The 23,188-nt window shown below is 33.3% G+C and carries 23 protein-coding genes and 10 tRNA genes; 4 read left to right on the top strand and 29 right to left on the bottom strand.

Annotation, left to right across the window (positions count from 1 at the left end):
- Window positions 1-153: 153 nt before the first annotated feature.
- From rplA to LS73_RS01600, 14 genes are all read right to left on the bottom strand, one after another.
- Window positions 154-861: a 50S ribosomal protein L1 gene (gene rplA, locus LS73_RS01665; protein WP_034557165.1), complete on the bottom strand. Its 708-nt coding sequence runs from the start codon at window positions 859-861 to the stop codon at window positions 154-156.
- 16 nt (window positions 862-877) lie between these two features.
- Entirely contained in the window at window positions 878-1,303 is a 426-nt protein-coding gene (gene rplK, locus LS73_RS01660) for a 50S ribosomal protein L11 (protein ID WP_034557162.1), read from the bottom strand.
- Between the two features lie 100 nt (window positions 1,304-1,403).
- Window positions 1,404-1,937 carry a transcription termination/antitermination protein NusG gene (nusG, locus tag LS73_RS01655; protein ID WP_034557160.1) on the bottom strand — a complete coding sequence of 178 codons (534 nt, stop codon included), beginning with the start codon at window positions 1,935-1,937 and terminating at the stop codon, window positions 1,404-1,406.
- A gap of 15 nt (window positions 1,938-1,952) precedes the next feature.
- On the bottom strand, window positions 1,953-2,132 hold the full coding sequence (gene secE / locus LS73_RS01650) for a preprotein translocase subunit SecE (protein ID WP_034557159.1): 180 nt from the start codon (window positions 2,130-2,132) through the stop codon (window positions 1,953-1,955).
- Window positions 2,133-2,221: 89 nt separating this feature from the next.
- Window positions 2,222-2,298 (bottom strand) — tRNA-Trp (locus LS73_RS01645).
- A 75-nt stretch (window positions 2,299-2,373) separates the two neighbouring features.
- Window positions 2,374-2,547, bottom strand: coding sequence for a 50S ribosomal protein L33 (gene rpmG, locus LS73_RS01640; protein ID WP_034557158.1), 174 nt, complete (start codon window positions 2,545-2,547; stop codon window positions 2,374-2,376).
- An 18-nt stretch (window positions 2,548-2,565) separates the two neighbouring features.
- Window positions 2,566-3,765, bottom strand: a complete 1,200-nt coding sequence (gene tuf, locus LS73_RS01635; RefSeq protein ID WP_034557157.1) for an elongation factor Tu — start codon at window positions 3,763-3,765, stop codon at window positions 2,566-2,568.
- A gap of 68 nt (window positions 3,766-3,833) precedes the next feature.
- Window positions 3,834-3,908 (bottom strand) — tRNA-Thr (locus LS73_RS01630).
- Window positions 3,909-4,001: 93 nt separating this feature from the next.
- A tRNA-Gly gene (locus LS73_RS01625) sits at window positions 4,002-4,078 on the bottom strand.
- Between the two features lie 23 nt (window positions 4,079-4,101).
- Window positions 4,102-4,186: transfer RNA gene (locus LS73_RS01620), tRNA-Tyr, on the bottom strand.
- An 86-nt stretch (window positions 4,187-4,272) separates the two neighbouring features.
- Window positions 4,273-4,348, bottom strand: a tRNA-Thr gene (locus LS73_RS01615).
- A gap of 258 nt (window positions 4,349-4,606) precedes the next feature.
- Window positions 4,607-5,497 carry a UDP-3-O-acyl-N-acetylglucosamine deacetylase gene (gene lpxC, locus LS73_RS01610; protein WP_034557155.1) on the bottom strand — a complete coding sequence of 297 codons (891 nt, stop codon included), beginning with the start codon at window positions 5,495-5,497 and terminating at the stop codon, window positions 4,607-4,609.
- A 19-nt stretch (window positions 5,498-5,516) separates the two neighbouring features.
- Window positions 5,517-6,314, bottom strand: a complete 798-nt coding sequence (locus tag LS73_RS01605) for a hypothetical protein (protein ID WP_138069970.1) — start codon at window positions 6,312-6,314, stop codon at window positions 5,517-5,519.
- A gap of 13 nt (window positions 6,315-6,327) precedes the next feature.
- Entirely contained in the window at window positions 6,328-7,329 is a 1,002-nt protein-coding gene (locus LS73_RS01600) for an ACP S-malonyltransferase (protein ID WP_034557154.1), read from the bottom strand.
- A gap of 237 nt (window positions 7,330-7,566) precedes the next feature.
- Here LS73_RS01600 and htpG point away from each other — a divergent pair, with 237 nt between their 5' ends.
- Window positions 7,567-9,408 carry a molecular chaperone HtpG gene (gene htpG, locus LS73_RS01595; protein ID WP_034557152.1) on the top strand — a complete coding sequence of 614 codons (1,842 nt, stop codon included), beginning with the start codon at window positions 7,567-7,569 and terminating at the stop codon, window positions 9,406-9,408.
- A 387-nt stretch (window positions 9,409-9,795) separates the two neighbouring features.
- Here the strand turns inward: htpG and cmoB are convergent, their stop codons facing one another.
- The 8 genes from cmoB to LS73_RS01555 all read right to left on the bottom strand — a co-directional run bounded on the left by cmoB (window position 9,796) and on the right by LS73_RS01555 (window position 14,242).
- The gene (gene cmoB / locus LS73_RS01590) at window positions 9,796-10,884 is read right to left on the bottom strand and encodes a tRNA 5-methoxyuridine(34)/uridine 5-oxyacetic acid(34) synthase CmoB (protein ID WP_052089506.1); all 1,089 of its coding nucleotides are present in this window, start codon (window positions 10,882-10,884) and stop codon (window positions 9,796-9,798) included.
- Between the two features lie 2 nt (window positions 10,885-10,886).
- Window positions 10,887-12,197 carry a hypothetical protein gene (locus tag LS73_RS01585; protein ID WP_034557150.1) on the bottom strand — a complete coding sequence of 437 codons (1,311 nt, stop codon included), beginning with the start codon at window positions 12,195-12,197 and terminating at the stop codon, window positions 10,887-10,889.
- Window positions 12,198-12,280: 83 nt separating this feature from the next.
- Window positions 12,281-13,450 (bottom strand): DHH family phosphoesterase, encoded by a 1,170-nt coding sequence (locus LS73_RS01580; protein ID WP_034557148.1) that lies wholly within the window; start codon window positions 13,448-13,450, stop codon window positions 12,281-12,283.
- 127 nt (window positions 13,451-13,577) lie between these two features.
- Window positions 13,578-13,654: transfer RNA gene (locus LS73_RS01575), tRNA-Asp, on the bottom strand.
- A gap of 40 nt (window positions 13,655-13,694) precedes the next feature.
- Window positions 13,695-13,770 (bottom strand) — tRNA-Val (locus tag LS73_RS01570).
- 54 nt (window positions 13,771-13,824) lie between these two features.
- Window positions 13,825-13,899 (bottom strand) — tRNA-Glu (locus tag LS73_RS01565).
- A gap of 29 nt (window positions 13,900-13,928) precedes the next feature.
- Window positions 13,929-14,004 (bottom strand) — tRNA-Lys (locus LS73_RS01560).
- A gap of 162 nt (window positions 14,005-14,166) precedes the next feature.
- A tRNA-Ala gene (locus LS73_RS01555) sits at window positions 14,167-14,242 on the bottom strand.
- A gap of 221 nt (window positions 14,243-14,463) precedes the next feature.
- Between LS73_RS01555 and gatB the strand changes: the two genes are divergently transcribed.
- Both gatB and ung read left to right on the top strand, forming a co-directional pair.
- Window positions 14,464-15,891: an Asp-tRNA(Asn)/Glu-tRNA(Gln) amidotransferase subunit GatB gene (gatB, locus tag LS73_RS01550; RefSeq protein WP_034559022.1), complete on the top strand. Its 1,428-nt coding sequence runs from the start codon at window positions 14,464-14,466 to the stop codon at window positions 15,889-15,891.
- 123 nt (window positions 15,892-16,014) lie between these two features.
- Complete coding sequence (ung, locus tag LS73_RS01545; protein WP_034557146.1) at window positions 16,015-16,713, top strand: uracil-DNA glycosylase; 699 nt, start codon at window positions 16,015-16,017, stop codon at window positions 16,711-16,713.
- 190 nt (window positions 16,714-16,903) lie between these two features.
- Here the strand turns inward: ung and LS73_RS01540 are convergent, their stop codons facing one another.
- The 7 genes from LS73_RS01540 to ccoN all read right to left on the bottom strand — a co-directional run bounded on the left by LS73_RS01540 (window position 16,904) and on the right by ccoN (window position 21,918).
- Window positions 16,904-17,536 (bottom strand): hypothetical protein, encoded by a 633-nt coding sequence (locus LS73_RS01540; protein WP_034557145.1) that lies wholly within the window; start codon window positions 17,534-17,536, stop codon window positions 16,904-16,906.
- Window positions 17,526-18,221: a hypothetical protein gene (locus tag LS73_RS01535; protein ID WP_052089505.1), complete on the bottom strand. Its 696-nt coding sequence runs from the start codon at window positions 18,219-18,221 to the stop codon at window positions 17,526-17,528. The genes LS73_RS01540 and LS73_RS01535 overlap by 11 nt, the downstream gene beginning before the upstream one ends.
- 169 nt (window positions 18,222-18,390) lie before the next feature.
- Window positions 18,391-18,594 (bottom strand): DUF4006 family protein, encoded by a 204-nt coding sequence (locus LS73_RS01530; RefSeq protein WP_034557143.1) that lies wholly within the window; start codon window positions 18,592-18,594, stop codon window positions 18,391-18,393.
- Between the two features lie 11 nt (window positions 18,595-18,605).
- Entirely contained in the window at window positions 18,606-19,487 is an 882-nt protein-coding gene (locus tag LS73_RS01525) for a c-type cytochrome (RefSeq protein ID WP_034557142.1), read from the bottom strand.
- A 2-nt stretch (window positions 19,488-19,489) separates the two neighbouring features.
- Window positions 19,490-19,711: a cytochrome c oxidase, cbb3-type, CcoQ subunit gene (locus LS73_RS01520; RefSeq protein WP_052089504.1), complete on the bottom strand. Its 222-nt coding sequence runs from the start codon at window positions 19,709-19,711 to the stop codon at window positions 19,490-19,492.
- Between the two features lie 35 nt (window positions 19,712-19,746).
- Window positions 19,747-20,445: a cytochrome-c oxidase, cbb3-type subunit II gene (gene ccoO, locus LS73_RS01515; protein WP_034557140.1), complete on the bottom strand. Its 699-nt coding sequence runs from the start codon at window positions 20,443-20,445 to the stop codon at window positions 19,747-19,749.
- 9 nt (window positions 20,446-20,454) lie between these two features.
- Window positions 20,455-21,918 (bottom strand): cytochrome-c oxidase, cbb3-type subunit I, encoded by a 1,464-nt coding sequence (gene ccoN / locus LS73_RS01510; protein WP_034557138.1) that lies wholly within the window; start codon window positions 21,916-21,918, stop codon window positions 20,455-20,457.
- A 305-nt stretch (window positions 21,919-22,223) separates the two neighbouring features.
- Between ccoN and LS73_RS01505 the strand changes: the two genes are divergently transcribed.
- On the top strand, window positions 22,224-23,150 hold the full coding sequence (locus LS73_RS01505; RefSeq protein WP_081955524.1) for a phospholipase A: 927 nt from the start codon (window positions 22,224-22,226) through the stop codon (window positions 23,148-23,150).
- Window positions 23,151-23,188 lie beyond the last annotated feature (38 nt).

Here is a 23,188-nt window from a genome sequence, read left to right as displayed (position 1 = left end):
CTAACCTATACGGGGTAAATTTTAAGCTAAAGCCCCAGTAGTCTTCAGTCCCAAGATAAAGCAAAAAAATCATACAAGCATATTACTAGCATCATATCCTTATGTTAGCACTATGAGATACAACACAAACTATAAATACAGTATATGGATAAACTACTTAATGTCCATAAGCTCTTGAGAATCTAACTTGACTGCTGGACTCATAGTTAGTGAGAGATTACTAGAGCGGATATATCTGCCCTTAGCCGTGCTTGGCTTTAATCTATTAATAACTTTAATAAACTGCACAAGGTTATCTAAAATCTTATCTTCTGTAAAGCTTGCCTTACCAATAGGACTATGTATATTGCCCTTTTTGTCCACACGAAAATTCACTTGCCCATTTTTTGCATTATTAACAGCCTTTGCTACATCTAATGTAACAGTGCCTGTTTTTGGATTTGGCATAATTCCTTTTGGTCCTAATATCCTACCCACCTTACCAACAAGAGGCATCATATCTGGAGTAGCAATAACTATATCAAAATCTATATTACCTCCCTTAATGCTCTCCACTAAATCTTCATCGCCAACGACATCGGCTCCAGCTCCACGCGCTTCATCTGCTTTTATATCTTTAGCAAATACAGCAACGCGCACCTTCTTTCCTGTGCCATGTGGTAAAACCACCGCTCCACGAATCATCTGATCGGCGTGACGAGGGTCTACTCCTAACTTTAAACTTACTTCAACAGTCTCATCAAACTTCGCAGAAGCTAAGGACTTCACGGTATTAACACCAGCTTGCATATCATAGATCTTATTAGAATCAACTCTTTGTGATAAAATTTGTAATCTTTTTGAAAGTTTATTTTTTTTCATCAGGTGTCTCCAAAAATTAATCTACTATTTCAACGCCCATGCTTCTAGCACTTCCGGCAACTATCCTCTTTGCTTCTTCGATATCAAAGGTATTTAAGTCTTCCAACTTTGTTTTAGCAATCTCCTCTAGTTGAGACTGTGTTAACTTAGCAACCTTATTTTTCAAAGGATTATCAGAGCCTTTTGATATATTCACACTAGCCTTAATCAAATCAGTAACAGGAGGCTTTTTCGTAATAAAAGTAAAACTTTTATCTTGATACACAGTAATAATAACTGGTATGTTAAAAGAACCCATATCCTTAGTTTTCTCATTAAAGGCTTTACAAAACTCCATAATATTAACGCCTCTTTGTCCTAAAGCAGGTCCTACTGGAGGAGATGGGTTTGCCTTACCAGCTGGAATCTGCAATTTTAATTCTCCGACAATTTTCTTTGCCATACTTAATCCTTATAATAAAATTAAATTAAAATATCACTTCTAGATAAAAATCAATAATTAAACGTTTATTTAATAATCCAATAAAGTAAGCTCAACAGCCTTAACTAAAATCTTTCTCAACTTGAGCATCATTAATTTCTATTGGAGTATTTCTACCAAATATAGAAACGTTTAATGTTAGTTTCTTATTTTGCATATCGTAACTCTCCACAATACCAGTAAAATTAGCAAAAGGTCCTTCTGTAATCCTAATAACCTCACCAGTAGCAAAAGAAACTTTTGGTCTAGGAGCTGGTCTATTATGAACTTTATCTAGAATATTATTAATGTCATTATCATTCAGTGGTGTGGGTTTCTTACTTTCACCAATAAATCGCCCTACTCTTGGTAAAGACTGAATCATATGCCACAATTCTGTGTCTAAATTGATGTGGACAAAAACATATCCGGGGTAAATACTTCTTTGAACAGTTTTCTTCTTTTTATCTTTAATTTCAAAAATATCTTCAGTTGGAACAACAATGGCTTTCAATCGATGCTTTGCATTATTTTGTTCAATAAGATTCTCAATAGCTTTTTTAACTGACTGCTCGCTTCCGGAATAGGTCTGTATTGCATACCACTCAAAATTCATTGGAGTTCCCCATTTTTAAGATATTGTATTTCCCACTATAAAACTTAAAATAACATTAACAAGTGCCAAAAATAAAGCGACTACAGTTACAACAATTATCACTGAAATATATGCATTTCGTATTTGTTCCTTAATTGGAAATATAACTTTTCCTAGTTCATCTTTAGCTTCTCTATAATATTTCATTAATTTCATTCAAAAAACCTTTAGAATCGTATTCTTTCACTATGTTTAGATTCTAAAATAAAATAATTAACCCTAAACATTAATTACTTACAATTATTTGGCAGGCCAGGAAGGACTCGAACCCTCAACTTCCGGTTTTGGAGACCGATGCTCTAACCATTGGAGCTACTGGCCTATCTATATGTAATACTCGTAAATCTCATAAATATTAATCATAAGATCTAACAAGCATCAACTAATAATATCAAAATCAACTAGTCTTTAACTTTACCTCTTTATGTAAAGTATGTTTATTTAGTCTTGGGCAGAACTTTTTAAGCTCCAGCTTTTCTGTGTTTGTTTTTACATTTTTTGTAGTGCTGTAATTAATATCACCGCATTCTGAACACTTAAGTCCAATCTTTACTATATTTGCCTTAGCCATATCAAGACCTTAAATAACCTACTCAATAATATTGGTTACTGCGCCTGCACCAACCGTCTTACCACCTTCACGAATTGCAAATCTCGTTCCAAGCTCCAAAGCAATAGGATTGAGCAACTCAACAGTTATCTTAAGGTTATCACCGGGCATAACTAAATCTGTGCCTTCTGGCAATAAAATAGTGCCTGTAACATCAGTAGTTCTTACATAGAATTGTGGTCGGTAATTATTATGAAATGGAGTATGTCTACCGCCTTCTTCCTTTTTCAAAACATAAATTTCAGCTTCAAATTTCTTATGAGGAGTAATTGAACCAGGTTTACAAAGAACCATGCCTCTTTCGACTTCTTCTTTTTTAGTTCCTCTTAAAAGAACGCCAACATTATCTCCTGCTTCGCCTTGATCCATTTCCTTACGAAACATCTCTACGCCTGTTACGGTAGTTTTTTGAGTGTCTCTAATACCGACAATTTCAACCTCATCACCAACTTTTACTATGCCTCTCTCAATTCTGCCCGTAACAACAGTTCCACGCCCAGCAATAGAAAATACATCTTCTACTGGCATAAGGAATGTTTTTTCAACGTCTCTTTTTGGTGTAGGAATATAATTATCTACTTGCTCCATGAGATCTAATATTTTTTGCCCCCATTCACCCACATTACCAGCTTTTGCTTCTTCTAAAGCTTTTAACGCTGAACCACCAACAATAGGCGTATCATCACCTGGGAATTCATACTCATTTAGCAAATCTCTTACTTCCATCTCAACTAACTCAAGCAATTCTGGATCATCTAGCATATCTTGTTTATTCAAGAAAACAACAATATAAGGGACACCAACTTGTCTTGATAAAAGAATATGCTCTCTTGTTTGTGGCATAGGTCCATCAGAAGCAGATACAACCAATATAGCACCATCCATTTGAGCAGCACCTGTAATCATATTCTTAACATAGTCTGCATGTCCCGGGCAATCAACATGGGCATAGTGTCTATTCTCTGTCTCATACTCAATATGAGAAGTAGCAATAGTAATTCCTCTTTCTTTCTCTTCAGGCGCATTATCGATATTATCATAATCTTTAAGCTCTGCTAGCCCTTTTGTAGCCAAAACAGCTGAAATAGCAGCACTCAAAGTTGTTTTTCCATGGTCTACATGACCTATTGTCCCCACATTAACATGTGGCTTATTTCTATTAAATTTCTCTTTAGCCATAATCGTCTCCTAACATAACTCAATAATTAAACAAACTAAAAATCTTAAAAAATCATTAACAAACAGACTGGAGCCCACAAGCGGGATTGAACCGCCGACCTCTTCCTTACCAAGGAAGTGCTCTGCCACTGAGCTATATGGGCACAAATAACTGGAATTGTCAATATATAACGGTGAATAAATCATGAAGAATTCAAACTTATTCAGCTCCCAGTTGCTTCACTTCAAAAAAAACATGGAGCGGGAAACGGGGCTCGAACCCGCGACCCTCAGCTTGGAAGGCTGATGCTCTAGCCAACTGAGCTATTCCCGCTTGCTCCAAATTGCCATTATAAGTGGTGGTGAGTCGTGGATTCGAACCACGGAAGTCGTAGACAGCAGATTTACAGTCTGCCCTCGTTGGCCACTTGAGTAACTCACCAAATACTCTAAAGGCTGGTCAAACACTGAACTTAATCTCAAAAAAATCATTAATAATGATTTAAATCTGAGTGAAAAAACAAAAAATGGAGCTGGTTAAGGGACTCGAACCCCCGGCCTGCTGCTTACAAGGCAGCTGCTCTACCAACTGAGCTAAACCAGCAGCAAATATTAAAACTAACTAAAAATCGAAGTCAGAATTATATATAAAAAAGTTTATAAAGTCAAGTAGAGATAATTAAAATATATTTTATCTTAAATGATAGATTCTAAAAAACTATTTCTGATACCAACAATTTAATTGATAATGCAAAACACAAGAAAGTTAATATCATTCAAATCTACAGGCTTAATATAAGATTTAAAAAAACAAAAGCTAATTTCTAACCTAAGCACAGTCCATATGCTACATAAAAAAAATCTACATTACATACTTGGCATAACTTGGTGCTTTACTACTAGCCTTACTAAAGTCTACATACCTATATGCGTTTGGAGATTCTAATAGCTTCTTTGTCAATAAATGGTTTAACTTATGGCTACCAGCAAAAGAAAAATATCCTCCAATGAAGTGCATACCAAGCAAACACATATCTCCTAAAGCATCTAAAATCTTGTGTCTAACAAATTCTTCCTTATAGCGAAGACCACCTTTATTTAAAATCTTGTTTTTATCCAGCACAATACAATTATCAAGACTCCCACCAAGCCCCAATCCCATAGATCTTAACTGATTCACTTCATGCAAAAAACCAAATGTCCTAGCACTAGCGATCTCTTCTTTGTAGCCTTGAGTAGTAAAAGTAAATCTATAGTGCTGCTTTTTAATTGATTGATGCGAAAAGTCGATGGCGAAATCAAATATAAGGTTATCACTTGGTTCCAATCTAACAAACTTATCACCATCTTGAATAGAAACATTCTCGATAATTTCAATTACTCTTTTTGGCTCATCTAACTCCTTGATTCCAGCCTCTTCAAGTAACATGCAAAATCCAATACTAGAACCATCCATAATTGGCACTTCTTCATTATCCAAAACAATGCGCAAATTATCAATCCCATACGCATAAACACTAGAAAGCAAATGCTCAATCGTAGAAACCTTGACACCATTCTTGCCTATTACTGTTGCCATTGTGGTGTCAATGACATTTTCCACACAAAGCGGAATACTAATGCCAACATCACTACGATAAAAAACAATTCCGCTATTACTGGGCAAAGGCTCTAAAATCATATTTACTGGCACACCCTTATGAAGTCCAATACCAACAAGCTCAACTCTTCTTGCAATAGTTCTCTGATTCATTTCTAATCCTTTGCTATCTTTAAGTGTATTCTGCAAGTGCTATAACTTGTATTGTAGCATTTTCTATGAAAATCATTCTTATTTCATTGCTCTCTTTTAAATCATCAAGCATTTTTCTTTCCAAATTTACACCACCAAGACTAATCCTGCCCATAGTAAATTGCCTAATAATGATGTATTCTCCTAAACATTCTAAATTTCCCTCGCATTTTCCATATATTTCCAAATTACCATAGCTTTTAATGGAAGCTCCAGAATTTATTCCTTTTAGAAAAATATTATGAGAATGCAACACGAGATCTTCTCCACTACGAATAGGACGTTTAAAAATCCTGTATGGAAGAAGACTTAAATTATTAGGAGTTTTATATTTTGCTTTGGAATCTAAACTTCTTACTTCCATGTCTGCAGATTCTACACTTCTGCCATCTGTGCAAACAAAACTCATAGCATTGCTATTGATAGAATCTGTTCTAGATTCTAAATTAGAATTAAAGCACAGAGCTTCATTTGATGTTTGGTGCGATAAGTTAGATTCATTGCTATAAGACTTAGTCCCTGATATAATCGAATCTAATAGTGCTTCTGGCTTCTTTGAATCAGATGGATTCTTAAAATGATTTGTATTTCTAATGACAAAATAATTAATTTGCAATTCTTGTAACAGAGATTCCACTTCCTTACTAAGTGCCACGTGGAAAGCTAGACAATGGGTTTTCAAGAGATCTTTATTGTGCTTAATATAGCGCACAATCTCTTGCGTAGTTCCATCTTGAAACTCAAAAACAGTCATTCTCCTCTGTCTTGTCTTAACCATAAATCCTCATTAATTAGTTATTAAATGAGCGCAAGGATTCCACCCCATTAATGCTTAATGTAGGAATATCGGCAATTTTATTATTTAATCCAGCAAGCACATTTCCATGTCCAAGCTCAATAAATTGTGTAATGCCCATATCCTTTGCTTTTAACACAGATTTATAATATAAAACAGGTTTAACTAATTGCTCTGTAAGAAAATATAGTGCCTGCTGTTTGGTAGAATATAGATCTAAATTAGAATTAGAAATGACATGTACTTCAGAATTTTGCAAGCTCACATCAAGCAGCTCTTTAAATGGAATAACGGCATCTTGCAATAATGGACAGTGACTAGCTACATTCATCTTCAATAACATAGCGCGCTTTGCACCTGCTTGCTTGCACTCCTCAGCAGCAACTTGTAAATCATCTTTTATGCCAGCTAATACAGTTTGTGTCTCTAAATTATAATTGGCAGTCCAAACGCGCAATCCTCTTTGCTGTAAGTTTTGACAAAGAGATTCTATATCTTTAGACTTAAGCCCCAAACAAACCAACATTCCTACTTCTTCTGTTTTACTATCTTCACTAACATCTTTTGCAAGGCTAGCTTCAGAATTTATAGAATTTGTCTTTAATAAGCCATTGCAAGCAGCAAACATAAGTTCTCCTCTCTTATAAGTAAGCGTTATTGCATCATCAAAATTTGTTGATCCATTTAAACAATATGCACTTACTTCGCCCAATGAGTGCCCAAAGCAAATATGAGGGATAATTCCATATTCTTGCTTTAGAATCTCATGTGCCATAGCACTCACTAGAAATATTGCTGGTTGTGTATATTGAGTTTGGTTGAGTTTGTCTTCATCATTGTCTAACAGGTTAACCATATCAATATGCAAACAGTCGCTAGCCCTTTGGATTAATTCTCTCGCTATAATAAAATTATCTCTAAAACTCTTCCCCATACCAAGCCCTTGAGAACCTTGACCAGGATAAATAAAAGCAACTTGATTTTTAGAATCTAACATAAGAAATTATCCCCCACAAATTGAGTATTCTGCTTAAAAATATCGGATTATAACTAAAAACTCTTGAAATTTCCGCTAAGAATCATTAAGCAATGTTATGATTTATTTATATAAATGATATAAATAAAATTGATTCCATTGCACTAATATTTATTTAATATAAATATTTAGATTTATCTTTATTTATCAAAATTATGATACAATTGCTAAATTTATGCAAAAGATTAAGGAGCAATAATGGCAAAAAAAGTATTTCAAACTGAAATTAAACAACTATTAGACTTGATGATACATTCACTATACTCCAACAAAGAGATATTCCTAAGAGAACTTATCTCAAACGCTAGCGATGCATTAGACAAACTTAATCATCTAACTATAAGCGATGATAACTATAAAACAATGGAATTCAAGCCAAGAATAGATATTAGCTTTGACACTGAAAAGAATATATTGCGCATTGCTGATAACGGCATAGGAATGAATGAAGAAGACCTAAACAACAACTTGGGAACTATAGCTAAAAGTGGCACAAAGAGTTTTTTAGAATCTCTTAGTGGAGATAAGAAAAAAGATTCCAATCTCATTGGACAATTTGGAGTTGGCTTTTACTCTTGCTTTATGGTAGCGCAAAAAGTAGTAGTAAATACCAAAAAAGCACTAGATTCTAAAGCTTGGACATGGATAAGCGATGGTAGCGGTGAATATGAAGTTCTAGAATCTACTAAGGAAGATTGTGGAACAGAAATATCACTTTATCTTAAAGATGATCAAAAGGAATTCACTAGCCGCTGGAGTGTAGAAAATATCATCAAAAGATATTCAAATCATATTCAATTCCCAATTTTCTTACACTATACAGAAGAAAAAACACAAGAAGAAGGCAAAGAGCCAACGAAAGAGCACAAAGTAGAACAAATCAATAACGCAAAAGCATTATGGACACTAAACAAAAGCGAATTAAAGGCAGAGGATTATGAGGAGTTTTATAAGACTATTTCCTATGATAGAGAAAAACCCATCAAATATGTTCATACGCTTGCTGAAGGCAACTTACAATACAAAAGTTTATTTTATATACCAACTACACCACCCATTGACATGCAACGCATGGATTATAAATCAAATGTAAAACTCTATGTAAAGCGAGTTTTTATTACTGATGATGATAAAGAGTTATTGCCATCATATCTTAGATTTATCTATGGAATCATTGATAGCGATGATTTGCCGCTTAATGTGAGTCGTGAGATTCTACAAGAAAATAAGATCTTAGAGCAAATCAAAAATGCTTCCATAAAGAAAATACTTAGCATGATAGAATCAATTAGCAAAGATGAAGTAGTATATAAAGATTTTTATGCAAAATATGGCAAGGTTCTTAAAGAAGGGCTTTATAACTATGGCGAAAACAAACAAAAGATACTAAATCTAATGAGGGCATATTCATATAACAAAGGAGAAAATATTAGCCTTAAAGAATATAAGGATAATATGAAAGAAGGGCAAGATAATATCTTTTATGCAATAGGTAAAGATTTAGATTCCATAAAAAATAATCCTGTGCTTGAAAAGTTCAAAGATTATGACATATTACTATTTGCTGATGAAGTAGATAATTTTGTGATTCCGCAAATTGAGGAGTATGAAGGAATAAAATGGCTTGATGTAACCAATAAAAACGCAAGTGAAAAGATTCAAATTGATATAAGCGAAGAAGAACAAAAAGAATTCGCTGAGTTAATAGAATCTTTCAAAACACTAAAAGATGTAAATGAGGTAAGACTAATTAACAATATATCCTCCCCTATAGCATTAACAGATGAAAATTCTCAAATGAGCTATATGGAACAAATCATGCGACAAATGGGGCAGGAAATGCCAGAACCAAAGAAAAACATTGAAATAAATATCAAGCATGAGCTAATACAAAAAATCAATAAACTAGAAAAAGATTTACGTGATAAATATTGCTTAGTGCTTTTTAATGGGGCAAAGGTTCTAGAGGGACAAAGCCTTAAAGATTCCAAAATATTTATTGATAATGTGAATGAATTATTGCTTAAGAATCTAGCATAATAAAATCTAAAATAAAAGATTCATGACATATAGTATTGATAGATATTAATCTAAGTTCTATTAAAGTTATTGAATAGATAAATTTATCATATTATGAGCATATTGATTATTGGGTGTCTAAAAATTATGTATTAAAAGGACAATAGGCTAGATATAGAATCTAGACTTAACCATATTCATACACGCAAAGTAAGCATAATAAATTGTGTTTCCAAACACACCAAATATAGCCTAGTCCATTGCAAAAATCAATATCCTCACTTTCTTAAAACATAGAAACAACCAATATACATTATAAATATCCAATAAAACGATTAAAATTAATAAGGAATTGGAAAAATATAAAATACACCAAAATTAAATTGTGATGTCTAGAGTGGACTATCATTATAAGTGCAGGGCAAAAATTCCCCTACAAACTGGAGGATAACCCTCCTCTGTGTGCTTAGACCCTAAAAAATCGCCTAAACTTTGTTTGTTTATAAATCCTGTGCTTCTTTGCTCATTGTTATCTGTATAAGATAAGCTTATTAGTTCGCAATCACTAAAACCAGCCCTTAGAGAAAGATTACGTAATGCACTTGGGCTAAAGATATAAAATACATTATTCATTTTGGCATAGGTTGGATACGGAAACAAGGCGATTGGAGAATCTTCCTCGATAATAAGTGTCTCTATGATTAATAATCCGCCTTTTTTTAAAGCTTTTTTAAGGCTTTTTAATGCCTGAAATGGTTCAGCCCTATGGTATAAAACACCCATACAAAAAATACAATCAAACTTTTTATTAAGTTTGTATATATCTTGCACGCCCAATAGACGATAGGAGACATTATCTAGTTTAGTGAGCTTAAGAATAAGGTAAAATTGCAAAAAAAATATCCCAACAGGATCTATACCTAAAACGCTCTTTGCTCCTCGCAATACCAAATCAAACATATAATATCCGTTATTACAACCAACATCTAAGATATCCTTGCCTGATATTTGATAATTTAATATCTCTAATACATTTAATACAGCTTTCATTTTGATATGGCTTTGCCACTCAGAATCTATAAAGATAGAATTTCTCATATCTAAATGATTGGCATGTAAATAAAATGGCCCCTTGCGCCAAGGCTTTAACAACAACACAATATCATGTAATGACTGCAAGTCTACATCATTTTTGGATAAATCAAAAACAACATGCACTCCATTTTGTAAACTATTATCAAATTTTGTTTGAGGCATTTGTGCCAAGCCTAAAGTTTTTTTTATTGCATCTAGCGAAACTTCAGATTCCAATCCCCATAAATACGCGCTAAGTTTAGAATCTACAATGCTAAAACAAGATTTTACATCAAATTTTAATTTTTCTATTTTAAGTAAAATATCTGCATTACTAGGAGATTCCAGAATAGATATTTCTTGTGGAAGGAAATCTCTAGTTAGATTCCCATAAAGCGAATCTGACATGATCAAATTTTGCATATCTATTGTCCCATATCAAACAAATAATGTTGTGCTTTTCTTTTGTTATCAAACCTGTTAAGAGATTCTACTTTGATAAAATCAGCCCTTGAGATACCATAAACAACAGCCATATCAAATGGGGCTTTACATAGAATTTGACACAAATGCTTATTATGTGCAAATGTTAATTTCATATGATTATCTGTGCTTTTTGTTACATTTTTACTTGATATATTATTAGGAAAAAGTGAAAGAAGTTGTAAATGTCTAGCTTGCAAAGCAAAGTATTGCGTAAGCATACTATCAATATAATATCTCTGAATATTGGGTAAAATTTCTTGAATTATCTCTTGGGATTCCCTACTAAAATGAAAATCTTTTATATCTAAATTAGCAAAGGTAAATAGATTTGGATCTTTGCAAAAGATAATAGTTTTTGATTTATATTGATTGGTAGGGAAAGACTTGTTAATTAAAACTTCAAATGATTCTATATGTTGCAAAGATTTTAGATTCCACAATAAATTATCATTAAAATAACTACAATCATATTGGCTAAATAGCAAAGCTCGCGTAGGCAAAGCCACTTTAGTTGTCATATTGCAATATTTATAAGCTTCGCTAAGTGCAGCAATAGCACTCTCAAGATATGGCATAAATATAAATGGCGCACCAAATGTGTAGGAGATTCCATGATATGAAATGCGAGATTCAAGCAAGCTAAAAGACAGCAATCCAAGCCTAGAATCCGCACTATTGCATACAGAAACGTTCCTTATTGAATCGTTAAAGATCTTTTGATATTGATAGGAGTAGGACTTTTGTATGTCCATTTTTGATAAAGCATCAAGACTAGCAAAAACAACTCTATTGGGTGAAGACCGTGCATAACCTGATGTTTCACCATGCAGCTTATATTGCATGTAGAAAAAATGAATGGAATCTGGTAAGGAGGTAGCATTACAAATTGGCAGCTGTGGAGCAATATATTTTATAAAAGAAAGTTCTAATCTGCTTACAAGTATTAATCTTAGCTCTAATTCTCCAATGAAGTAACGCACTAGTCTCTTTATGCTTAAATTAATATCATCTACGTTAATCCAAGCTATTTCATTGTCAATTATATCAATATCACCCTCAAAGACTATTCCATATGCACCTCGACTAACTGCCTCTGGAATATCTTGTTTATTAATTGCAAAAAAAAGCATTCCATTCATAGATTCTAGTTTTGTGCTATTTATACTAGATGTCATTCCATAAAAACAACTAATGTAGGGTTCATTAATCAATGAGCCATACAAAATATCTAATGCCTTACCCAACCTCATGACATTCCTTAGATTATTGAGTGTAGCTACGCTAACTAATAGAATCTAAAATAGCGATTTTATCTCATAACCAAAAACAATTATTATAAATTCCACTCATCTCGCATTTCAAGAAATTCTTGAACCTGCGATTTTATATCATCATATACAAAACTTTCCTTAAAGCCATCCATGCGACCACCACTTGCATTTTTATGTCCACCACCATTAAAGCAAGATTGGCTAAGAAGGCTGACATCACATTTGCCATTGGAACGCAAGCTAACATTGCCCCTATTGCCTACATCAATATAAAAATCAAATTCAGCATTATTTTGTAAAAATAGATTTGCTACAACAGAAATTCCACCCATGCAGTAGCTCAAAAATCCAATTTTATCTTCATAAAAAACTTTACATTTTTCCTTTCGTTCTTCCAAAAGCTTAACTAAAGCACGAGAGACAATATTATCCATTGTTTCTGTGTCCTTGTTTCCACCTAAAGCAGCTTTTTTTAGAAAGAACAGCTCATTATCAAAGCCAACTTCATCAAATGCCCTACCATCAATTAAGCCACCATATTTAGAATCATATGTTTTAAGAAAACGCGAGGTTTGTTGTAATAAATCAAGCTTATACTTCCTATGTTCAATATCAAACATAAAACGATTAATCTCGTTGCTAGTTGCTATCATACTCATAGCTACCTTACCAAATTCGAATCCAAAGCCATCTTCTAGCCAAATATCAACAGAATTAATCATTTCTACTGTAGGTTTTAGCCACTCTTGTGTTTTAGATTCTAAACCAAATCTATTCAAAAGATATTCATATGTGATTTTTGTCGCACAACGATTTACATCCAAATAATACCAATTATAAAGCTCGGCACTCTCTTCGCCTGTTGCATGGTGATCTAATAATATGATTTCAATATCCAAATTAGCTAATTTTAGGCTAGCTACTTGCTCATTGAGAAATTTTGACTCGCTTGTTGTTAGATTCAAATCAGTAATAAGAATAATAAATTTTTGTTTGGAATCTGGATTTTCATTTGTATCAACCGACACTTGTACTGGTTTACCAAACAACATAGTAGTAGGATTAGAATTCCTCTTGTAACTAGAAATAGAATCTAGTATTGCATTCAAGCGAGAACCAACTTCCCTGCCATAATTCGCATTATAAAACGTAATATCTTTAAAAAACTCCCTTGAAACAAGTTGGCAACCATAACCGTCTAAATCAATATGCGAGAGATGAAAAACCTTCATAAGCACTTCTTTAACACAAAAATTAATGAATAATATTATAACTAAGATTTTTTTATAAAACTAAAATTATGGAATATCCCAAGCGGTCTTTAAGAAAGTCTTGCCAGATGATTGACAATAAAGATAGTGGCGGAACAGACGGGACTTGAACCCGCGACCCCCTGCGTGACAGGCAGGTATTCTAACCAACTGAACTACTGCTCCATATTTATTAAATAATAAGCTATAAATACTTTATATATAATGGTGGTCGCTACAAGACTCGAACTTGTGACATCCACCTTGTAAGGGTGGCACTCTACCAACTGAGCTAAGCGACCATCATACCAAAAAATTGGCTAAAACATAACAATACTTGAACGCCAAAATTCAAGTGGTGACCCCTAGGGGATTCGAACCCCTGTAGCCACCGTGAAAGGGTGGTATCCTAACCGTTAGATGAAGGGGCCACAAACACAAAAAAATAATGGCTACAAAATGGTGACCCGTGTTGGATTCGAACCAACGGCCCACTCCTTAAAAGGGAGTTGCTCTACCGACTGAGCTAACGGGTCGCCCTGCAAAAAAAGACTAAAATTATACATGCATTTCATTTAAAAGTCAAGATTCTATTCTCAAATATTTTTAAACTTGCAAATACTATGTTTAGAACGTCCCATTTGCATGGTAACCAAAATTCCATTCATTTGTTTGTCAAAATGCTTAAGATATAAAAATGGTGGAGTGTAGGGGGATCGAACCCCTGACCTCAACGCTGCCAGCGTTGTGCTCTCCCAGCTGAGCTAACACCCCCCTCCCCCTTTTTTTACATTCACTAAAAATAAACTATATTAAGGATTATAGCAACACGTTACTTAATATTAAGTTTAAATACTCAGCAAATATACTACAAAATGTCTCAAAACAAAAATTATATTTTAAGGATTCTATCCTAAATTTTGGTCAATTGGGTTTATTTACTTCATAGCATTAAAATTATGAGGTACAAAGAAGGATGACAGGAGATAGTTATTATGAGCAACTTTGAGACAATAATAGGACTAGAAGTCCATGTGCAACTAAACACAAAAACAAAAATCTTTTGCTCTTGTGCAACCAGTTTTGGAAACAAACAAAACACAAATGTATGTCCTGTATGTCTAGGACTACCAGGAGCACTGCCCGTGTTAAATAGAGAAGCCGTAAAAAAAGCTATCGCCTTTGGAGCAGCAATTAATGCTAATATTAATCAAAACTCAATATTTGCGCGAAAAAACTATTTTTATCCAGATTTACCAAAAGCATATCAAATAAGTCAATTTGAAATCCCAATTGTAGGTAAAGGGAGCATTGATATAGAAATTGATGGTAATTCAAAGGTAATTGGCATAACACGTGCTCACTTAGAAGAAGATGCAGGCAAGAATATACATGATGGCAACATATCTAAGGTGGATTTAAATCGTGCTTGTATACCGCTCTTAGAGATAGTAAGCGAACCAGACATGAGAAGTAGCCATGAAGCAATTGCATATCTTAAAAAACTTCACTCTATAGTGAGATTCTTAGAAATTAGCGATGCAAACATGCAAGAAGGAAGCTTTCGATGTGATGCCAATATCTCTATTCGACCTAAGGGAGATAAAAAGCTCTATACTCGCGTAGAGATTAAAAATCTAAATAGCTTTAAATTTATCCAAAAGGCAATAGAATATGAAGTGCAAAGGCAATGCAACGCCTTTGAATCCAACACATACGAAAAAGAAATAGTGCAAGAAACAAGACTTTTTGATACCCAAAAGAATATAACAAAATCTATGCGAAACAAAGAAGAAAGTGCTGATTATAGATACTTCAATGATCCAGATTTATTACCTGTATTCTTAGATCCCGATTTGCTTAGAGAGGGAAAAAATATACCAGAATTACCTGATAGCAAGATACAAAGATATGCTAAAACGCTAGGCATAAAAGAAAGTGATGCTAAAATTATTACACAAGATATTGATTTTGTAAAATATTTTGAATTTCTTGTTAGCTCATCTATTCAGCCAAAAATAGCGTGCTTTTGGTTAACAGTTGAGCTGCAAGGAAGACTAAAAAATGGAAATACCATTTCTAGTTGCGGAATTACAAAGGAAATATTTTGCACATTATTATTGAGATTGCAAGAACAAAAAATAAGTGGCACAGGAGCAAAAACTCTACTTGATAATCTAATACAAAACAAAGGCGGCAATGTAGATGTTCTTATTGATAAGCTAGGGTTACAACAAATTAACGACGATAATGCTATACATAAAGTAATTGACGAAGTCCTTAATGATCATCAAGATAAGGTTTTAGAATATAAAGCTGGAAAAGAAAAGATGCTAGGCTTCTTTGTTGGGCAAGTCATAAAACGAAGTAAAGGAGTAAATCCTGCAAAGGTAAACGAATTAATTACAAAAAAACTAAGTTAGTCCCATTTTCTTAATAATATTAATATTATTATTGTATAGATGTTAATAAATGATTCTATATCTTTGGAATCAAATTAACTATAAATAACAGCAATATTCTTGCTATAAATCAAGAGTTAAAGGATAAACTTGTATCCCAAGACACTCAATGAAGATTGGTGTGAATTTTTAGATGAAGAATTCTCTAAACCGTATTTCACAAATATTATTCAATGTTATAAACATGCACAAAGTAAGAATCAAATTATTCTTCCTCCAAGAGAACTTATTTTTAATGCCTTTAATCTTACTCCTGTTGACACGGTTAAAGTAGTTATATTAGGGCAGGATCCATATCACGGAGTATTTATGATAAATGGATCCAATATTCCACAGGCAATGGGATTAAGTTTTAGTGTGCCAAAACAAGTTCCAATACCACCAAGTCTAAAAAACATTTATAAAGAAATATCACGAAGTTTGGGTATCATCATGCCAAATCACGGAGATCTAACCGGCTGGGCAAAGCGAGGAGTATTGCTTCTAAATGCAATATTTACAGTAGAACAAGGAAAAGCTGGCTCTCATAAAGACTTCGGCTGGCAACAATTTAGCGATTCTGCTATTGCTAAGATTTCTAAGTATCACGAATGCGTAGTCTTTATGCTTTGGGGAAATTTTGCCAAAAAGAAAGCAAACCTAATTGATCCTTATAAACATATTTTACTTACTGCCCCACATCCAAGCCCATTAGCTCAAGGCTTTATAGGTAGCAATATATTTAAACGCGCCAATGAAGAACTTATAAAAAGAGGAAGAGAGCCTATTGATTGGTCATTATGATTTACAACAAATTAATTCAATTATTGCTTGGGAATTATCAAAAAGTCATGTAATATAAAAATCTATTACAATAAGTTAAATAGGAGTTGATAAAAAGTAGTCAATAAAAGTTGAGAACGAACCCTAAAATGATCTTATTAAATTAACAAGCAATATAAAATTTAGCACTAAAACTTGGTCTATAGAATCATCAATTATTAAAAAGCCAATGATAGAAAAAAACCTTTTTTGTTTCATTATCTCCAAAAAACTTAACATCAACCTCAAATCTTGCCTGATAAAAGCCTTTCAATGGCAAGGAAAAGGAATCTGACTTAAAAATTATATCTAAATCCCCAAGATTCTCATCTTCGTAAGGATGCAAAGATACTGCTATAGATTTTACATCCTTGCTATGATTGTCTAGTCTCACAAAATCAAGTTTAATTGATTCTATTAACGGATAAGCCTGTAAAGAGTGTTTAATATCTTTAACAAAAAGTAAGAATAAAACATTCTCTTTTTCAGTAAGCCTAATATTGTCTTGTGGGGTAGTTTTGGGAGCGGGAGGCTTCACATAATACGGATTATTAATTTTATACAAAGAATCTATTATGGGAAGATTATTAATCCCAAGGTATGAGGTATAAACCCCCTCGAACCGATTCTGAATATTCATAAGCTCATTAATATTTTCATCAACAAATAACTTCTTGTAACCAAAGGCAGAATCTGGAGCTATACTCTGAATAGAAGAAATCCTAACAGACGCAGTAATTAAAATAATTCCTAAAAAAATAATTAACAATATACCTAGTGGCCAAAGTGTACGTTTATTTTGCAAATTTATCCTTTATTTTGTTAAAAAGTCCAAAATATACAAACAAAAATAAGCCAACAAGAGAAAACAACATAATATAAATCACAGATCGAACACCATCGCCTGGTCTTTGCATTGGCTTAGGTATATCCAGATTTATATTATAGTGTGAAGATATAGCGTGAGCAGTAGCTAAATATACATTAGAAACACCTGTATTAACTCCCTCTTGATATTCATAGGAATATACATTTGTAGCAGGAAGATACGGATAGGCATATTCATCAAGCAAAAAGTCTGTATCTAAAAAGCTCACATTACTCTTTAAAGTAATATGATGATCATTATAAAAAATGAATAAAACAGCATAGTTATCTTGAATTTTTGACAAAAAATTATTCTCATATTCACGTCTTAACCTAAACTTATCCCCATAACCTAATTCATTAGGAACCGTATCATCTACATTAGCATATACACCTGAAGAAGTTATTCTAGAAACACTAACCAGGAATTTAAATCCTGTTTTTTCATAAATATCACTAGAAACATTTTCAATTGATCTTTTCAAAAAATCGAAAAGTAGGTTTTCATCATCCAAAACATATATGACATCATCTTTTTGCTTAGGAAACACATTAGATAAAAGTAAACCTGAGAATAAAGCAAAAAAAATAAAACAACTACGTAACTTTAAAAAATTAGTCATAATATCATATCGTTAAATTGGATAACGCATTTATCATACATATACAATGGTTTATACAGCATGAAGATATTCATAAGGCGACAATGTTAACACAATAGTCAATACGGCAGCACCAACAATAGTCCAAGCTACTAACTTCTCAAATCCTGTAAATTTCATAACAATCTCCTTATTTTTCAATAACCTTAAATGCTTTGCTATTTGCAGCATCTTTTTTCTTCAAGCTTTGAGTATCAATAGTATAAAAGGTAGTTGAAGTAGATTGTTGCACTCGTATAGCATTGTAACCAACTATGATAGCTGCACCCACAACAAGCAAAACTGCCAAAATAAAACCGACTAAACTATTTAAAATATTAATAATTGCTTGCATTTCTACTTCCTTTACTGAATTTTATGTCTAGAAGCTATGAAAGACTGCAGTGCTTCTATTTCTTTATTACTAAAACCCAAATATTCAAAGGAAGGCATAAATCCTATACTTCCCTTTTTACCATATTTAAGTACATTTGCTAAGAAATCCGTTTTTCCATAATCTTGCAAAGAAGGTCCTACCCCTTCTATTCCTTCGCCATTATCGCCATGACAGCTAAAACATGTTCCATCGCCATGGTAAAGCTCGTTGCCATATTTAACCAATTCATCATCATATGAAACCTTAGTATCGCCAACGATTTCTTTCATAACATAATGAGCTAAGGCTTGTATATCCTTTTCCTCGCTAAGAAGACCCTCTGGCATTCCACCATATTCTTCTCCTTCATTATTTTTCAGTCCTGAACTACCATATCTAATAGTGTCCATAATGCCATCAAGCTTACCCCAATGAGTAAGATTTTGCGCTTTCCCATCAATGCCCTCTGCTGTAATTCCGTGGCATTGAGCACATTGAACAAGGAATATCTGTTCTCCCATTAACTTAAGTTTTTCTGAATCCAAATTAGCATATATAGAATCAAATTTTCTGCTATACTCTTGAGACTCCTCATTATATTCACCAATTTGAGAATAAGAATTAAGAGGGTAACCAAGCAAAATATACCATATCGACCAAAGAGTAACCCCAAATAAGGCAAGCAAGTAGCCAATTGGAACATCATTGCTAAACTCTCTAATGCCGTCCCAACTATGACTAGTTAGCTCACCAGTATTAGTTTCTGTTCTCATCTTGTTGATATAAAACCAACCCACAGCAATAGTCAAAAATAAAATAATTGCTGCACCAATCAAGCCTATTAAATTAATATGGTCACTTAACCAACTCATCATCATCTCCTTTTACTATTATTGTCTTTTACTTCAATAGGCTCATCATCTAAAGAGTCATTAATCGCCAATTTTCCATATTTCTCATAATCTATTTTACCAGTAGCTTGGGCTCTATAGAGGTAAATAATATAAGAATACAACAAAATACTAAGAAAAATGATAGAAAACAGATAAGCCGCATTAAAGCTTATAAGATCGAATCCATAAATTTCAAGACTCATAACATGCCCTTCTTAAGTATTAAACCCTATAAAGACTACTTAACTATACGACTTGAACCTAAACTATTCATATATGCAATCAAAGCAACTATTTCAGTTATTTTTCCATTTCCACTATTAAATATTCTAGCAGTGGGTTCATTCTTCATATCCTCTACAACATTACCTGCTTCCTTAACGAATTGCTCCCAAGCTTCGGTTATGCTACCCAACTTAACACTAGTTTTTAAACCCTCCACATCATAGGGAACATTAAAAACTTTCTTTTGGGTTAGAGCTTCGGCATAAGCAGTCTCAAAGTCTATTTCTTTAGTATATAAATGAGCATATTTAGGCATTATAGAGCCCTGAACAACAGATGTGGGATCATACATATGATTAGCATGCCAGTCACTACTTCTACTATCCCCTACCCTATGAAGATCTGGTCCAGTTCTTTTAGAACCCCAAAGAAATGGTCTATCATAAGCATACTCGCCACTTAAACTATACATTCCATATCTCATAACCTCGCTTTTAAAATCACGAATAAGCTGAGAATGACAATTATAACAACCTTCTTTCATATAAACTTGTCTGCCTGCAGTCTCAAGGACTGTAAGAGGACGTAAGCCCTCCAATGGCTGCGAAGACTTTCTAAAGTCTGGGATAATTTGAATCAAACCAGCAATAGAAAAAACAACCACAAAAGCAATCGTAAAGAAAAAAGGGTTCTTTTCTAACCAAGCAAACATTCGACCTCCTTAAGATGCCATAGGAGTAGCATATTGTGGTTCTCGCTGAATCTCCTTAGCCGCAACAATAGACATGATTATATTATAAATAAACATAGCAAAACCAACTAGGTACAACAGCCCGCCTATTCCCCTCAATATAAAGAATGGCTTTAATCTTATAACAGTATCAACAAAGGAATACTTTAATTGCCCAAGCTCTGTAATATCTCTCCACATCATTCCTTGGACTATACCTGCTGTCCACATGCTAGAGAAATAGAAGACAATCCCTATTGTCATAATCCAGAATTGAACTTCAATCAATTTCTTGGAATATATCTCCCTGCCAAATAACCTAGGCGTCATGTGATATACACCAGCAATAATGGTAAAAGCAACCCAACCTAGTGCCGCATCATGCACATGTCCAATTATCCAATCTGTAAAATGCGCTAAAGCATTTACAGATTTAATAGACTGTATTGGCCCCTCTAAAGTAGCCAGCATATACCAAGTAGAAGCAAGTACTAAAAACTTAATTAGTGGAGATTCTTTTAAAAGATGCCATTGTCCTCTCATGGTTAATAACATATTTATAGCTGTACCCCATGAAGGCAAAATAAGAACAACAGAGAATACAGAGCCTAGGCTTTGAACCCAATCAGGAACTGTAGAATATATTAAGTGATGTCCACCAGCCCAAATATAAACAAACATAAGACTCCAAAAAGAAAATAGGGTGAGCTTATAAGAAAATACAGGTTGTCCTGACTCTTTAGGAAGAAAATAATATATCAACCCAATAATACCTGATGTAAAAACAAAAGCAACAGCATTATGCCCCCACCACCATTGTATCAAAGCATCATTAGTTCCAGCATACATAGATATACTATACCAAATGCTACCAAAACCTGTAACTAATTTTGTAGGAACTGACAAATGATTAAATATATACAATACGGAAATAGCAGTAAATGTAGCAATAAAATACCACAGAGAAATATATATGACTTTTTCTTTGCGCACAGCCATTGAACCAAATAAGCTTGTTCCCCACAACACCCAAGTAAGAACTACAAGTAGATTCACTATCCAAGGCAACTCCGCATATTCCTTAGAACGAGTAATTCCATTAAAAAGAGTATATAAAGCCAAAACCAAAACTATCAAATATACCAGAAAGTGCAATAAACCTACTAATCTTAAAAATGGATGCTCATGATAAGTAATCTTAAGCACTCTCTGCCCAAAATAATACCAACCAGCCCATATGCCGCTAAGAGTAAAACCATAAATAATTACATTAGTATGCAAAGGACGTAGTCTACCAAATATAGAATACTCTCCAGCAATGTAATTCAAATCTGGGTCCGCCAATTGAAACGCCAATACAACGCCTATCATCATACCTACAAAACCTGTGGCTATACACACAAATAAAAATAGTTTTGCAAGCAAATAGTCATATTGCTTAATGCCATCTTGCATACTCCCCCCTTTATGTAAAACATAATCTAAACAGTATTAAATTGTAGTATTTGATTTATTAGTTATAACTTAAAAACAGCAAAATTACCAAATCAATATCAAATATCATAAAGAAAGTATCCGCAAAATATACAAACTAACAGCTTTTTAATTAAGTACTATAATATGCAAAAAAGACCAAAACTTTAAGTTAATCATAAATTAATAAAATATGACACTAAATAATATTTTTAAATTATGTAAAATAAATTTTAGTAAAATCTACATTCATTAAATAAATCTAAAACTTAGGGCTAATTTTGATAATGCTAAACAAATATTTGTATTACAAACCGCTAAGAGCAGCTATACTCATATTTTTAACATTTAATTTGCAAGTTGGAGTTATATATGCAAGTTCTCTATTCGATAAAATCGAAGCTTCCAAACGCGTAGCAGAGGCAGAAAAATCATATGAAAACTATTTGAAGCTCTTGGAACATGAGGGCACATATATGATATATTATTACAGTTTCCAACCACATGGAATATATGGAGGTAATATACCTGGTGAACTTAAATTTCAATTAAGTATAAAACTGCCAATTTGGAGAGGAGCATTTTGGACTAAAGGAACATTATTTTTCGCTCATACTCAAACTATGTTTTTCCAACAATTTAATCGTCGCCTTTCAAACCCTGTTAGAGATACAGACTATAAACCAAGTATATTTTATTCTTACCCGGGAAATTGGAATTTTCTAGGAATAACATTAAAGGAGTTAAGGCTTGGCTTAACACATTATAGCAATGGTATTGGCGGAGAAGAGTGCATAAGAAACGATTTAGATGATCCAACTCCTAGAGATTGTCGCTCTAGGAGTGCTGGAAATAGAATTATATTTGAAACAATATTAGAATATCCATGGAAATCCCACGTCTTTGGTGCTCAAATTAGTCTTTGGCCATACATAAGTTATAGGAGAGATAATCCTGATTTGGCAAAATTCATGGGATATGGAAACCTAAGGATTTACTACAAATATGACAGACACTTTGCTGAAATACATATAAACCCTATATTCTCAAATTACGCTAAATATCATGGATCAATTCGCTTAGGGTATGCATTTAGATTAAATAAATTTATATCCATATATGGACAATATTTCTATGGATATGGAGATAACCTTTTTGAATACAATATAATATCTCATAGGCTTGGTATAGGGTTACGAAGCTCAATATACTGAGGTTACAGCAATCCAATGCAATATCACAAGAATAATAG

It is taken from the genome of Helicobacter muridarum, assembly GCF_000765805.2.
Lineage (GTDB): Bacteria > Campylobacterota > Campylobacteria > Campylobacterales > Helicobacteraceae > Helicobacter_A > Helicobacter_A muridarum.
This window is presented reverse-complemented; position numbering and strand designations above follow the sequence as displayed.